A 14,347-nucleotide genomic window follows, 5' to 3' on the forward strand; every position below is an offset into this window, starting at 1 on the left:
AGGCCATCATCGCCCTCGCACGCCGACGGGCGAGCGTCCTGTGGGTCCTCCTGCGCGACAACCGGGTATTCACCCCCGCCCCGCCAGTCACGCAGGCGGCTTGACTTCATCATTGAGACTCCTCGTGGTGCGGAATCACATAGAAGGGAAAGACGAGGTTGCGCGGATCGTTGGAGCCGCGCACCGAGTAGCCGATGTCGAGGTAGAGCACGCCGTCGTCGGTCTCGTCGAACCGGACGACGACGTCCGCCACCTCGATGCGCGGCTCCCAGCGGTCCAGGGCCCGGCGCACCTCCGCGGCGAGCTGCCCCGCGGTGCCGGCGTCCGCGGGCGCGAACACGTAGTCGTGCAGGCGGCAGCCGAACTCGGGGCGCATCGGCCGCTCGCCGGGCGAGGTGGCCAGCACGAGCCGGATGGCCTCCTCGATCTCGCGGTCCCCGGAGACCAGGGCGATCCTGCCGGTGGCGTCGGTGCGGGGCGGGAACGCCCAGCCCGCGCCGACGAACTGCCGTGCCACGCCGCTCACCCGCCGATCAGCACGGTCGGGCAGCCCGAGACGACGGGCGCCCCGCAGGCGGCGAGGTCACCCATCCTGGCGGCCGGACGGCCCCCGATCAGCACGCTGGTGCTGCCGGGCGGCGCGATCGCCGACGGCGGATGCCCGGTGGGGAACTGGCACGCGTGCGGGGTGCCCACCGTGGCCGCGGGGCTGCCGCCGATCAGCACGGTGGGCACCCCCGGGCCGCTGATCACCCCCGGGTGCCCGGTGAGATCGCCGACTCGTGCGGCTGCTGACATCGTCTCCGCTCCTGCCTCAGTTGATCTGTACCAAGGGCGCCTTGACGGACAGATTGCTGCCGCCCTTGAGCTCGGTGCGCGTCGCTCCCTGGACGGAGACCTGGTTGCCCCGCGCCTCCAGCGCCGCGTCGGTGGTCAGCGACAGCCGGCCGCCGCCGGCGTTCACCCGGATTCCGCTCCTGGCCGTCACCTCGACCGTCTCGCCGGTCAGTTCAAGACCCCCGCGGCCCGCGTCCACGGAGATGCCGTTGCCCGCCGTGACGGAGATCTGCTCGGCCGCCTCGATCCGCACCTGGCCCTCGCTGTCCACGACGATCACGGTCTCTGTGCGGTCCAGGGCGAGGGTGAGCTTCCCGTCCCCGGTGAGGAGGCGGACCCCCTGGGGGCCGTTCGGGAAGTCGAGCAGTTCGAGCCGGTTGCCCTCGCGGGAGTCCAGCGCCAGCTTGGTGACCTCGCCGCTGGTGGCGTCGACCGCCGCCGCGCCCTGCGGTCCCTGCTCGGGCCTGTCGTGACCGTTGAACAGCCCGCCGAGCACGTAGGGGCGGTTCAGGTGGCCCAGCTCGAAGCCGACGAGCACCTCCTCGCCGACCTCGGGCAGGAACAGCACCTCCCCGCCGCTGGTGCCGCCCGCCTGGGCGGTGCGCGCCCAGGCGCTGGCGTAGTCGTCGGCCAGCCAGGGAAACTCCACCTTCACCCGGCCGAGCCCCTCCGGGTCCTTCGTGTCGGTGACCACGGCGCTGACCAGCCCGGCGCAGCCCGCCGCAGCCGCGGCGCCCGCCCCGCCCCGCCCGCCGCCCGCCAGCCAGGACAGGGAACGCTCCTGCTGCCCCGAGACGGTGACCCAGGTTTCGTAGCCGCGGACGGGATCGAAGACGTGCCGGGCGGCGGTGACCGTGTAGCGGCCCTCGAAGGGCTTGCCCACCCCCACCAGGGTCACCGCGACGCCCGCGCGCACCGCGGGATTGCCGCGGATCACCGCGTCCAGTTCGGCGAAGGACCCGGCGATCCGCTCCGCAAGCGCCGTGGCGGCCTGGTCGGCCTCGGCCTGGCTCCCGTACGGCGTGTCGGTGACCGCGAAGCCCGGCGGGCCGAAGACGCCGGCGGCCTCGGCGGGGGCGAGGCCGGCCTGCTGGGTCGGGGCCCCCTCGGCGGTCACCCGCGCGCGGCCGACCACCTCCCGCTTGATCCGCATGTCCCAGGCGCGGACCTCGACCGCCGTCACCTGCTCCGCGGCCGACACCCCGGCCCGGCAGCGCAGCAGATTGTCGCCGAGCTCCAGCACGAGGGGCTCGCGCTGGGCCCGCGCGGACACGTCGGGCGCCCCGGCGGCCTCGGTAGGCCGCACCAGGTGCAGCCGCCCCTGGGTCACGTGGATCTGGGCGCCCGCGTCCTGGGCGAGGGCGCTGAGGAACTGCCAGTCGGAGATGTTGGGCTGGGCCACGTGCTCCAGGACGGGCCCGGCCACCTCCATCCGCCCGGCCTGCAGCCCGGCCCGGCGCGCCACCCGGGTGCAGATGTCGGCCAGCGTCATGTTCTGGTAGCCCGCCACCCGCCGGCCGCGCAGCAGCCGGTGCGACTCGTCGAACCCGCGCAGCAGGGTGAAGGTGCCGGTCTCGTCGACCTCCACCTCCAGGGCGGTGATCTCCCCGCTCATCAGCGGCTGGGGGGCGGCCCCGTCCCCGACGGCGGCCAGCAGCCGCACCGGGGTGCCGATGCGGGCGCCCGTCTGTTCGAGCAGCACCCGGTCGGGATCGCGGAAGCGCAGCACGAAGAGATCCGGGAGCGTGCGGCTGCCGTCCACGTACGCCTCGACCAGCGTGGTGGCGAGGGCGGGGGGCAGCGCCCGGCCGTCGAACTCCGCAAGCAGCGTCTTGGCGACGCTCTGGTTCACCACGCCCGGCCCCGGGACCCGCCCGCGGGGAGGCCCGGCCGCGACGCGAGCGCGGGACGGCCCGCGCCGGATCCCACGCCGCGCCCCTGCCCCTCCGGCTCCCCACCCGGCTCGCCGCCCCACTCGCCGCGGGGCTCGCCGGCCAGCTCGCCCAGCGCGGGCAGCAGCAGCTCCCGGCCGGGCGCCAGCCGCATCGGGTCGTCGATCCCGTTGGCCTCGGCGATCGCCCGCCACGCCCCGGGGTCCCCGTACTCCTGCCAGGCCAGGTGCGCCAGGGTCTCCCCGGCGCGCAGCCGGTGCACGCGCCGTGCGTGCAGCGCGCCCGAGGTCGGGTTCTGGCCCGGCGTCTCGCCGGTGATCTCCTCCACCGTCACCTGGCAGACGGCCCGCACCGGCACCCCGGAGGTGGTGAACAGGGTGTACTTGACCGACACCTTGCTCACGTAGCCGGGGAAGCCGGTGAGCCCTCCCCAGTGGAAGACGACCCACGGCGGCGAGGACCGCTGCTGCTGCCTGGTCTCGCTGGTGGGCACGCAGCAGGCCAGCAGCTTCTCCACCGCCACGACCACGCTGGAGTCCTGGGTGTCGCTGGCGTCGAAGAACATCTCCAGGGTGAGCCGGCTCGGCTCGGGACCCTGGTACTCGGGCGGGCCCGCGCTCTTGGCCCCCTTGGCGGGAGTGCGTTTCCAGATGGCGCCCTTCGCCAGGCTCAGCTCCTTGGGGTTGAACTGGAAGTCGATGCGCCCGCAGGGCCCGCCCGGGGTGAGGCTGCCCCGCGGCGGAGGGGTGCGCAGCTCCAGATAGGCGTGCTCCAGCTTGGGCCGCATGCCGCCGCCCGCCCGGGAGACGCCGCCGCCTGCGGCGCTGAACGCCAGGGGAGATCCCATCGCGCTAGTCCTCCATCACATAGCCGTGGTGGGCGATCTCGATGGTCTCGGTGGCCACCTTGGGGGAGTCGGGGCTGAAGGAGGGGCCCGTCCAGCGCACCGGGACCACCTCGAGCAGCCCCCAGTGGGCGACCTTGCGCCCGTCCCCGGTGCGGGCCTCGATGCGTGCGGTCTTGCGCCGGAAGCCGGTGGTCATGCTGGCGAACCACTGGGCCACCTTCTCGGTGTCCTTGGTCAGCGGCCGGGAGAGCTTGATGTTCGGGTACTTCAGCCGGGTCGGCAGCTGCCAGAGGTGGCCGTTGTTCCCGCCCTCCTCCCGCTGTTCGAGCACGACCTCGCAGCCGAGGCCCTCGCAGGTGTTGAAGGAGCCGAGCTCGATGCCGTCGATGGTGACGACGAAACAGACGCTGACCGCCGGGTCGTCGGTCACGGCCATGGTGCGAACCTCCTTGCCTCACCCGCCGGGTGACATGTCAGTGCCTGGTGTCGAGGAGAAAGCCGGAACGTTCCCGCTCGATGCGGAGTTCGGCCTTGAGCATGCGGCTGAGCGGCGGCAGCAGCGCGCGGACCAGCTCGTCGTCCACGGCCCGCGCCCCGCCCTGGGCGCCGGGACGCCCCCAGGCCCCGGACGCGGACGGCTCCGCCCCCTCGTCCTGCGGGCCGCCGGGGGCAGGCCCGGCCGCGGCGGGCGGCTCGGGCGGCGGCGCGGAGGCGGGCGGGGGTTCGGGCGGCGGACCGGCCGGTTCCGGCGGCGCGGGCGGCGCGAACTCCACCGACTGCGCCTGCACCCGGGGCCACGCGCCGTCCCGCGCCCCCTCCCCGTCCCACGCCCGCTCCGGCGCCGGGAGGCGCGCGGCCCGCGGGGCGGCAGGGGCGTGGAAGACGACCGAGCCGTCCGGCAGGCGCTGGGCGAGCCCGGCCGCCACGGCCACGGAACCGGCGTCCACCGGCCCGGCGTTGGCGCTGCCGGGCCCCGGGGGTTCCGGGGAACGCCGGCCCGCGGCCGGCGGGGCAGCGGCCGGCGGGGCCGGGCCACGGCCCCTCGTCCCGGGCGCCGCCTGGCCGGGGAGCGGGCCTGGCCACGGCGCCCGCGGGGCCGCCTGAGGCGCCCGCGGCCCCGGCGCGCCCGCGGCCCCGTGCCGCTGGACCGCCGCCGGGACCGGGACCGGCACCGGCCCGGAGGCGGAGCGCGCGACCGGCCGGGGGAGTTCCCCCGGCGAGGGGGCGGGAGCCGTCCCGACAGGCGCGGTGGGCGCGGAGCGCGGGAGGGACGGGCCGGGCACCGGCCGGGGCGGGCCCGGCCTGCCGTCGGCGGTGGGCGGTTGCGACGGCAGGGCACCGCCGGACCGGGGGCCGCGCCCCGGCGGCTCGCCGTCCCCCGCGCCCGGCGCCTCCCACCGCGGCAGCGGGGTCACCACCCGTACGGGCGGGTCGGCCGGCGGCGGCATCTGCGTGCCGGAGAACAGCGGCAGGGCCCGCTGCGTCACCAGCGGCACCACGGGCCCCTCGGCCGCCGCCCGGCCCGGGCCCCCGGCGGTGCCGGGGGCGCCGGGCGGCTCGTGGCGCCGCGGGAGGGGGCGCAGCGGCACGGCCGGAGGTTCCGGCACGGCGGCGGCCTCGGGCCCCGCGCCCCGCGCGGGCGGGCGGGCGGCAGGAACGCCGGAGCCGGAGGTGCGCGAGTCCGCCTCCCGGCCCCCGGGAGCGGAGCCCCGCACGGCCTGCGCGTGCGGCGCCGTGCCCCGCGGAGCGGGGGCCTGCGGGAGCGGCGCCTGCGGGGTGGGTGCCTGCGCGGAGGAAGCCTGCGCGGAGGGGGACTGGGAGGCGGGGAGGTGCGGGGACGGGGTCCGCGGGCCCGGCGCGGGTTCCGCCCAGGGCCGCGGCGGGACCGCGAGGGGAGCGTCGCCGAGCAGCCCGGCGACCGGGGACGCGCCGGGAGGCGCGGGAACCCCCGCCGGGCCGTTGTCCACCGGGCCGGTGTCCCCGCCGTCGGCCCCGGCCCGGGCCGCGGGCGGCGCGGGGGGCGCGGGCGGTGCGGGGGACTCCGGGGCGGGTGCGGCGCGGCGTTCCCCGGCGGGTCCCGCGCCCGGGGACCCCATCGGCGCCGGCGTCTCGGCCGCCCGGGGGAGTTCCGGCCGGGGCGCCGGGGCGGGCCCAGGGGGCGGCGCGGGGGCCGGGCCCGTGGCCGCGGGTGGCGGGGGAGCGGCGGCGGGCCGGGGCGCCGCCTGCGGCCCCGGCTCGCGCTGGGCGGTCGGCGGCAGCGCCCGCAGCGGCTCGCCCAGCCCCAGCGGGCGGGTGACCGGGGGCCGCACCCCCGCGGGAGGGGTGGCCGGTTTCGCCTGCGCCGGGCCGAGCGTCCCGGGCGGCCCGCCCGCGGCGGGGCGCGCGGGAGGCGGTGCGGGGGCCGGCAGGGTGACCGGGAGCGGGCCCGCCGTGGACAGCGGGCGCACCGCGGCGCCCTCCGGCGCCGCCGCGCCCGCCGCCTGCCCCCCGGCCGCCGGCACGGCGGGCGGCTCGGCTCCCGCCGCGGCCCCCGGCCCCGCCTGCGCCGTGGCCCGGCTCGCGGTCTGTGCCGCGGCTTCCGGCAGGGCCGCCGCCCTCGCCTCGGGCGCCGCCGCGGCCCCGGGCGGGACACGCGGCTCAGGGGCCGCGGGAGCGGCGGCGGCCCGGGCCGGGGCGGTCGCCGTGGCCGGGGGCGTGCCCCCCGCGGCCGGGGGCCGGGCGGGAAGGGGAGCGGGGCACCCGGCGGGGCGCGTTCCGGGGAGCGGCAGCGGGGCGAGCCGGAACGCCGGCCGCACCGGCGGCGCCGAGGTCAAGGCCGCCGCACCCGGCGGGGCGCCGGCCGACCGCTGGAGGGGCGGGGCCGCGGGCCGCACCGGTGCCGCGCCGCCGGGGACCGCGGCGGGCGCCCCGCCGCCCTCCCCGGCCGGGAACTCCAGGACCGCCGCCCGGTCTTCGCCCGGCTCCCGCGGCGGGGAACCGGGCGCGGCGAGCCCGTGCACCAGCCCCGAAGGGGCCGCCGGGCTGACCAGATGGCCGAGCGGCCCGGTGAACGAGGCGTTGCGCCAGGTGCTCAGCGAGCCGCGGAACTCCTCAGGACCCGACACCAGGCGCGGCGCGTCCAGGGTGCGCCGGAGCGCGGGCAGCTCGCGCCACCCGGCGGCCCGCGCCGGCCGCCCCGCCGGTGACCGCCCGTCCGGTGACCGCCCGCCAGGCGCGGGCGCGGCGGACGGGGACGCGTCCGGCGCGGGCCCGGCCGGCGGCGGGGCGGGCGCCGGACCGCGGTTGCGGCCGAGCCAGGACAGCAATCCCATCAGTTCCTCGGTCTCCCCAGTCCTCCGGGCGTCACCGTCCGGTCAGCCGGGCAATCTGGTTGACGTATCCCAGCCGGTCGGCGTGTTCCAGATCGAGGATCTGGTCGAGCCCCCAGTGGAAGTGAAAGGCGAGGTACGCGACCTCCTCGTGGATGCGGTCGGCCGCGTACGTCACGATTCCCCCAGGCGACCACCACCGGCGAGGTCCACCGCGAAGCTCTCCCGGCAGGCCGGGCAGGTCACCGCGGCGCGGGTGTGGCCCTCCGCGTTGATCCGGCGGTAGAAGTCCTGAAGGAAGGCCAGGTCGGAGGCGAAGAGGTCCTCCACGATGCCCGGGTGCACGTCCTCGATGGTGCCGAGCCGGGTGAGCACCCGCGCGATCAGCACCACCGACAGATAGGCCGCGTTCTCCCGCACCCGGTCGTCGCGCAGGGGGATCAGCTCGTCCCTGGCGGTGGCCAGCCGCATCACGCCGGTCCTGTGCACGGTCCCCGACGCGTCCACATAGCCCCGCGGCAGCTCGAAGGGGAACTCGGTGACCAGCCTCTCCTGCGGCCGGGGCCGCTCGGCGGGCACCGGGGCGGCCGCGCCCTCGGGAGCCTCCTCCGGGCGGGCCGACGCGGCGATGGAACGGCGCATCAGACCTCGACTTCCATGCTCTCGTACGTGATCGACAGCTTCTCGGTGAGCACGGAGGTGTCCCCCGCCTTGAGGGTGCTGATCTCCAGCGACTTGGGCCAGGCGTTGATCAGCTTGTAGCGCTTGATCGCGTTGCCCTCGAAGTCGTAGACGATGACCGCCCCGTTGCGGCGGGCGTTGGCCATCTGCCCGAAGCGGGAGTCCTTGATCCACAGCTCGAAGCTGTTGTCCTCGGTGAGGCCGCGGGTGACGGTGACCTCGCCGGCCCGCGGGCGGCCGGGGAGCTTCTTGATCGCGTACTTGCCGTCGGCCGTGTTCTGCTTCAGCTCGATGACGTCCTGCTCCATCTTCAGCCCGCTGACCTCCGTGATCTGCCGGATGACCACGCTGTCGAACTCGAGCCCGAAGGAGTGCCCGACGGAACTGTCCAAATCTGGCAGCGACATGCCAGCCTCCTCTTGTCTCCGTTGTGACGGCTACGGCGGCGGCTACTCGTCCACCGAGCCGCTGCCGGCCGAGAGCTGGGCCAGCCGGAACACCACGAACTCCGCCGGCTTCACCGGAGCGACCCCGATCTGGCAGATGACCTGCCCCGCGTCGATGCTCTCCGGCGGGTTGGTCTCCCGGTCGCAGCGCACGTAGAACGCCTCGTCCGGGGTGAGGCCGAACAGCGCCCCCCTGCGCCACTCGTTGACCAGGAAGGCCGCGACGGTGCGCCGGATCCGGGCCCACAGGGCGTCGTCGTTGGGCTCGAAGACCACCCACTGGGTGCCCGCGAGGATCGACTCCTCCAGGTAGTTGAAGAGCCGCCGGACATTGAGGTAGCGCCAGGCCGCGTCGCTGGAGAGCGTCCGCGCGCCCCAAATCCGTATCCCGCGGCCGGGGAAGGACCGGATGCAGTTGAGCCCGATCGGGTTGAGCAGGTCGTGCTCGCCCTTGGTGAGCTGCGTCTGCAGGGCGATGGCCTCGCGGATCACCTCGTTCGCGGGGGCCTTGTGGACCCCGTGGGTGCTGTCGTTGCGGGCCCACACCCCGGCCACGTGGCCGCTCGGCGGCATGAAGACGGCACGGCCGACGGACGGGTCGAAGACCTTGATCCACGGGTAGTACATCGTCGCGTACTTGGAGTCGAAGCCGGTGGTCTCCTGCCGCCAGGCCCGCACCTGCTGCGGGCTCATCGCCGGCGGCGGGTCCAGGATGGCGATCCGGTCGCCCATGGTCTCGCAGTGCGTGATCATCCCGCGCTGGACGGCGATCACCGTCTCCAGGTCCACCACGCCCCGCTCGTAGGCGCTCATCAGGTCGGGGGCGGCCACCATGGTGACCTCCTCGACGGCCTCCAGGCCGCCGAAGCCGGTCCGCTGGTCCGCGTCGCCGACATAGGTGCCGGCCGACAGCACCTCGGGCAGCGCCCCGGGCGAGCCGCCCTCCGGGGCCGCCACCGGCAGGCTGACCGTCTGCGGCTCCGGCCTGGCGAGCGCGGCCCCCTTGTCCGCGGCCTCCAGGCGGATGACCCGGGAACGCGCGGCCACCTGCGCGACCACGTTGTCCTTGCCGCGCTTGGCCGTGACGCCCGGGTAGCTCTCCACGACCTCGCCGTCGCGCCTGACCAGCAGCGTGAACGCGTCCGCCGGCGGGTTCTCCCCCTCGGCCGGGGCCGCCTCGACGGAGAGGGCGCCGGTGACGCCCGGCAGGGCGCGCACCGCGAACGGCCCCAGCCGCGCCGCCGGTTCGGCCCCGTCCGCGGCCGGCGCCGCCTCGTCCGCCTCGGCCCCGCCGATCCGCACCACGTAGCAGATGCCGCCGCCGTTGGCGAAGAACCCGTAGACGGAGGACGGCAGGTAGGCCCCCTCGACGAACTCCCCGAAGACGCTGACGAACTGGCTCCAGTTGGTGATCAGCGTGGGAGTGTTCAGCGGGCCCTTGCGCGCGAACCCGATGAAGGCGGCGACGGAGGTCCCCACCCCCTCGATCGGCCGCGACCCGGAGTCCACTTCCTCGACGTAGACGCCTGGGGACTGGTAGTGCGGCATACCCACTCTCCTTGGCCGGCAACGGGGTCCGATTCTCGGCAGCGGGCGCGGCGCGGGGTAGGGACCTGGGCCGCACCGCGGGTACCTGCTTCCTTGCCCCTTCGGGCAGCGGGTCCTGCCCCGGCCCCGCCGGCCGGGTCAGGCGGTCCTGGCGTCCAGCTCCTGTTCCAGCTGGGTGCCGAGGTAGAGCTGGTGGAACCCGGGGTCGAGCACGCCCACCTCCCTGGCCTCCGCCTCGCCGAGCTCCCGCAGCGTCCCGTCCGGCTTCTCCGCCGCGCCGTACGGGCCGATGCCCGGCATGGGCACGTCGGCCACCGGCCGGTGGTAGATCTCCGGCGCCGGGGGCCACAGGGCGCACAGCCCCGGGTCGCGCCCGACGACCGGCCAGCGCCCGGACGCCACGGCCTCCTCGCCGACGTACACCGGCCGGGGATCGACCGCCGGGTGGCGGGAGGCCGAGACGGGACGGGCCGGGTGCACTCCGGTGAACAGGCCGAGTGCCGTGCCGAAGACGTTGCGCTCCAGCGCGACCGCGAGGTGGTGGCCCCCGCCGCGGGCCGGGATGGCCACGATGTCGCCCGGCTCGGCCCGCTTCCGGCGCGGGACGGCGGCGATGCCGAGCGCGGACACGTCACCCGGCCGCACGTCGGCCAGGGTCCCCTCCGGCGCCTGCCGAAGCCCCCGGCCGAGCAGGGCGACCAGGCGGGCCGGCGAGGGCGGCGCCCCCTCCGCCGCGGCCACCCGGCGCGCGAACCGCGCCAGCAGGTCCCCGGCCTCCACGATCGTGGCGTCGCCCACCTCGGGCGCCCGGGAGGGCCCGGCCGCCGCGCCGCCCTCCGCCGCGCCCCGGCGCAGCCGCGCCCTGAGGAGCACCGGCCCTTCCGGCTCCCCGGCGAGCTCGGGGCCGAGCGAGGCGGCGGCCCAGCCGAGCACGTCGAGCAGCTCCCGCAGCCGCGGCGGGCCGCCCAGCTCCTCCGCCAGCAGCCCGGCCAGCCCGGCCACCGCCCGCCCGGCCGCCGCGCCGGGGTCCTCCTCCGCCGTCATGCGTCCCTCTTCTTTTCCGTGCGTCTTTCCGTGCGTCTTCTTCCGCGCGCTGCCCGTTCGGCCCCGGCCATCACCCGCAGCCCTGCCGCACCTGCTCGTACTCGAGGTACTCCGCCATTTTCTTCGCGTTCAGGGGGTCCTGCCGGTTGCCGCGGTAGTTCTTCCCCGCCCGGCCGATGATCGTGCTGTTGGCCACCGCCGTGCGGTGCTCAAGCAGCCGGGCCTCGCCGTACTCGCGCCTGCCCGGCAGGAATTCGACGCGGTCCCCCCGGGCGGCGTTGAAACGGTTGTGGTTGGCGCCGTGCCTGCGCTCAAGGCCGGCGGCCGTCTCGCCTGGCCGGCACATGCCCGAGTAGTAGATCCTGCCCTTGGCGTTTCGCAGCACGTAGTTGCGGTAACCGGGGCGGCGCAGGTACCGCATCCGCGCCTTGCCGATGTTGTGGACGAGCACCCCGCGGGCGCCGACGAAGTAGTTCTCCGCCTCCGCCACGCTCAGGTTGAAGGTCGGCTCCGGCCGGTCGGGGACCACGTCCGACACGCCGAGCACCTCGGCGACGCCGCCGTCCCGCAGCCGGACGGTCATCCCCGGCGCCAGCTCCCCGGCCGTGACCCAGTCCCCGGCCGACTCGCACCAGAACCGGTGGCCGGGCGTGGCCCGCACGGTCTCCCCGGCGAGCCTGACGTCTCTCCAGCGGCCGGTGCTGCCGGTGACCACGCCCAGCACGCGGCGCGTGTCCACCCGGCCGGTGGCGAAGTCGTGGACGTGGACGAGCGAGCCCGGCTCGACGCCCTCGATGGGGCGGGGGCCCCGGGGCGTGGAGACCAGGGTCCCGGCGGGGAAGCAGACCGCCGGGTCGAGGTCGGGCTCGTCCGCGCGGGGTTCCGGCTCCAGCAGGTCCTCGACGTGGACGTCCTCGTCGGTGATGCCCTCGGCCCCCTCGGGACCTGGCCCCGGGGTGTCCTCCTCCGGCCGCGGCCCGGGCCCGTCCTCCTCGGGAACCGGCCCCGGCCCGTCCTCCTCCGCACCCGGCGCGGGCCCCTCCCCCTCCGGCCGGGGCACCGGCGGCCCCTCCTCCCCGGCCGCCGGCCCGGGTCCCGGCGCGTCGTCCACGGCCGGGCCGCGCGGGGCGGCCGGCTCGTCCGGGGCGGCCGTCGGGCGTTCCCCCTCCGCGCCCTTCAGCCCCGGGATCTTCGCGGCGATCAGCTCCATGAGGGGGGCGAGCAGCATCGCCGCCAGCAGGTTCTCGTCCCAGGGGCGGCCCTCGACGAGGTTCGCGACGGTATTGGAGGCGACGGCCGCCACCTCCAGGGTGAGGAGGCCGCCCACGGTCGCCGCCGTGCCGGTGAGGCCGAGACCGGCCACGACGCCGGCGCCGAAGAGGTAGACCCCCGCCGCCACGCCGCCCGCCAGGCCGCCGACCAGCGCGTTGTGCAGGACGTTGTCGAAGACGTCCAGGCCGCTCTTGCCGGCCCGGATGTTGCCCGTCATCGTGCCCGCCGCGGCGCCCGCGGCCCCGGCCGCGATCCCCGCCGCCATGATCACGAACGGCGTGGCGGTGCCCGCGCTGAGCACGATGACCGCGCCCACCAGCAGCCCGACGGCCAGCCCGACCAGGAACTCGGGGCTGGTGACGGCCTGCCACAGATCGGCCAGCTGGTTCCCGAGCCAGCTGCGGGAGGCGCGTTCCGCCGCCCGCTGCTGCGCGGTGTCGATGCGCCGGTCGAGCGAGTCGGCGGGACCCGCGGCGGCGGTGCGTACCTCGCCGACCCGGCCGTCGAGCGCGTCCCGGTGACGGCTCAGCAGATCCGCGAGCCCCGGCTCCGCGGCCGCCACGTTCTGATCGAGGGCCCCGGTGAAGGCGCTGACCGAGGCGTCCCGGGCGCTCTTGGCCTGCCCCACGGTGCCGGCCAGGCCCTCCCGGGTGGCGGTCGCCGCCTCCCGCACGCCGTCCCCGCCGGCCTGGCCCAGCCCGGCGAGTCCCCCGGCCGCCTGAGAGGTCACCCGCTCCGCCTCGCCCGCGGCCTCGGCCCCGGCCTCGTCGAGGGCGCCGGCCAGTTCCGAGGCCCGGCCGGACAGCGCCTCGCCGACCTGCCCGGCGGCCTGCGCCAGCCGCGTTCCGGCCTGTTCGGCGACCGCCTCGCTGCTCTCCGCGTCGGCCGGCCGGCTCGCGAAGAGTGCGGCGGCCTGCTCGACGTCCGCGGCCAGCTCCCGGTGCGCCTGCGCCGCGGCCTCGGTCAGGTGCCGTTCGGCCTGCGCCCCCGCCTCGGCGAGGGCCTCCCGCCGGGCCGCGGCCTGCCGGTGCAGTGCGGCGAGGCTCTGGGTCTCGGCGCGGTCCACGGCCGCGAGCGCGGCGTCCCGCCGCTCGCCGAGCACCCGGCCGCCCGTCCCCGAGGTGCCGGAAAGGGCCGTCGCCGCCTGCCTGTCCTGCGCCCCGAGGTGCTGTTCCAGGCCGGTGCGGTGCCCCGCCAGGTCGTCGGCCACCCCCGCGGCGAGGTCCTGCACGGCCTGGGCGACCTGCTCGCCCTGGTCCCGCATCCCGGCCGCGGCATCCCGGGCGGCGGTGCCGATGCCGCCCGCGGTGTCGTCGGCCACCTCGTGTGCGGCGGCGGCCTGCGCGGAGCGAACGGCCTCGTCCCCGGCGGCGGCCGTCCTGGCCTTGGCCTCGCCCGTGGCGCGCGACCGCTCGGCCAGCTGCCCGGTCTCCGCCTGCGCCTGCCCGGCCGCTCCCCTCGCGGCCTGCCTGGCCTGCTCCGCCCGGGCCACGGCCCCGTCGCCGACGGCCGTGCGGCGGTCGAGGAGCGCGGCGTCGGCCGCGGCCCTGGCCTCCGCGCCGTCGGCGGCCAGCGCCGCCTCCCCGGCCGCCGCGGCCTCGGCCATCCGGGCCAGCCCGCCCTCGGCCTCGGCCCCGACCCGCTCGCGGGCGGCCCGCGCCGCGGCGCGGACGTCGGCGGCGCGTTCGGTCACCGCCGCGTCGAGGGCGCTCGCGCGTTCCCCGGCGGCGCCCCGGGCCCGGCCGAGTTCCTCGCGCAGCGCCGCGTCGATGCGCGCGGCGGCTTCCCCGGCGCTCGCCGCGATCGCGGCAAGTGCCGCCTCCTGAGCGGGCGTCGGCGCCGAGTCCGGCAGCCGCGGCGGCACCGGCGGCGCGGGCGGCGCCGGCGGCACGAGGTCGGGCCCGGGCGGCGGCACGGCAGGCCCGGCCGCCTCCGCCTCCGCCGCCGGCGGCGCGGCCGGCGCCCGAACGGGCCCCGCCGCGGCAGCCACCCGCTCCGCGGCGCTCCCCCCGCCTCCGGCCGCGGCGGCCCCGGCGAGGGCCCCGGCCGCGCCCACGGCCCCGGTTCCGGCAGCGCTCCCCGCCCTGCCCCGTGCGGCGGCCCCGGCGTCCGGCGCGGCGGCGTCCCGGGGCGCGCGGGGGGAGAGCAGCCGGGCGACCGCGGCATTGCCCGCGGCCGCCTGCATCGCGAGGATGCGGCCGGGCCGGGCGCCAGGCATCGGGCCCCGCGCCGGGACGGGTCCCTCCCGCGCCCCTTCCCGCGCCCCCTCGCCCGGCTCCTCCCGGGGGCCCTCCGGCCCCGCCGCGCTCGCGTCGGGGGACGGCGCGGCGGCCTCGGAGGCCGGCGAAGACCTCCGCCCCGCCCGGCCGTCCGCCCCCTCCGGGTCCAGGCGGGCCGACGCGCTGGCATTGACCATAGTCAGCACAGTGCAGGACCCGGCCCGCGCCCTTGAAGCCCACCGGCCCCTTCCTG

General features: G+C 77.7%; 12 protein-coding genes. All 12 read right to left on the reverse strand.

What is annotated here, in order from left to right; translation table 11 throughout:
- Window positions 1-109: 109 nt before the first annotated feature.
- Window positions 110-517 (reverse strand): GPW/gp25 family protein, encoded by a 408-nt coding sequence (locus D7294_RS30805; protein ID WP_120685138.1) that lies wholly within the window; start codon window positions 515-517, stop codon window positions 110-112.
- Between the two features lie 5 nt (window positions 518-522).
- Window positions 523-798: a PAAR domain-containing protein gene (locus D7294_RS30810; protein ID WP_120685117.1), complete on the reverse strand. Its 276-nt coding sequence runs from the start codon at window positions 796-798 to the stop codon at window positions 523-525.
- Window positions 799-814: 16 nt separating this feature from the next.
- On the reverse strand, window positions 815-2,692 hold the full coding sequence (locus D7294_RS30815; protein WP_120685118.1) for a VgrG-related protein: 1,878 nt from the start codon (window positions 2,690-2,692) through the stop codon (window positions 815-817).
- Window positions 2,686-3,576: a CIS tube protein gene (locus tag D7294_RS30820; RefSeq protein WP_120685119.1), complete on the reverse strand. Its 891-nt coding sequence runs from the start codon at window positions 3,574-3,576 to the stop codon at window positions 2,686-2,688. Before D7294_RS30820 ends, D7294_RS30815 begins: the two co-directional genes overlap by 7 nt.
- A gap of 4 nt (window positions 3,577-3,580) precedes the next feature.
- Window positions 3,581-4,012, reverse strand: a complete 432-nt coding sequence (locus tag D7294_RS30825; RefSeq protein ID WP_120685120.1) for a phage tail protein — start codon at window positions 4,010-4,012, stop codon at window positions 3,581-3,583.
- 37 nt (window positions 4,013-4,049) lie between these two features.
- Window positions 4,050-4,523, reverse strand: coding sequence for a hypothetical protein (locus D7294_RS31760; RefSeq protein ID WP_147450962.1), 474 nt, complete (start codon window positions 4,521-4,523; stop codon window positions 4,050-4,052).
- 2,395 nt (window positions 4,524-6,918) lie between these two features.
- Window positions 6,919-7,062, reverse strand: a complete 144-nt coding sequence (locus tag D7294_RS32390; RefSeq protein ID WP_174248478.1) for a DUF6760 family protein — start codon at window positions 7,060-7,062, stop codon at window positions 6,919-6,921.
- The gene (locus D7294_RS30835; RefSeq protein ID WP_120685122.1) at window positions 7,059-7,526 is read right to left on the reverse strand and encodes a hypothetical protein; all 468 of its coding nucleotides are present in this window, start codon (window positions 7,524-7,526) and stop codon (window positions 7,059-7,061) included. The genes D7294_RS32390 and D7294_RS30835 overlap by 4 nt, the downstream gene beginning before the upstream one ends.
- Window positions 7,526-7,972 carry a phage tail protein gene (locus tag D7294_RS30840; protein ID WP_120685123.1) on the reverse strand — a complete coding sequence of 149 codons (447 nt, stop codon included), beginning with the start codon at window positions 7,970-7,972 and terminating at the stop codon, window positions 7,526-7,528. The genes D7294_RS30835 and D7294_RS30840 overlap by 1 nt, the downstream gene beginning before the upstream one ends.
- A gap of 42 nt (window positions 7,973-8,014) precedes the next feature.
- The gene (locus tag D7294_RS30845) at window positions 8,015-9,559 is read right to left on the reverse strand and encodes a phage tail sheath family protein (RefSeq protein WP_120685124.1); all 1,545 of its coding nucleotides are present in this window, start codon (window positions 9,557-9,559) and stop codon (window positions 8,015-8,017) included.
- Window positions 9,560-9,697: 138 nt separating this feature from the next.
- Complete coding sequence (locus tag D7294_RS30850; protein WP_120685125.1) at window positions 9,698-10,603, reverse strand: hypothetical protein; 906 nt, start codon at window positions 10,601-10,603, stop codon at window positions 9,698-9,700.
- A gap of 70 nt (window positions 10,604-10,673) precedes the next feature.
- Window positions 10,674-14,291 (reverse strand): Hint domain-containing protein, encoded by a 3,618-nt coding sequence (locus D7294_RS30855; RefSeq protein ID WP_120685126.1) that lies wholly within the window; start codon window positions 14,289-14,291, stop codon window positions 10,674-10,676.
- Window positions 14,292-14,347: the final 56 nt, after the last annotated feature.

Source organism: Streptomyces hoynatensis, assembly GCF_003626535.1.
In the GTDB taxonomy this organism is placed as follows: domain Bacteria; phylum Actinomycetota; class Actinomycetes; order Streptomycetales; family Streptomycetaceae; genus Streptomyces; species Streptomyces hoynatensis.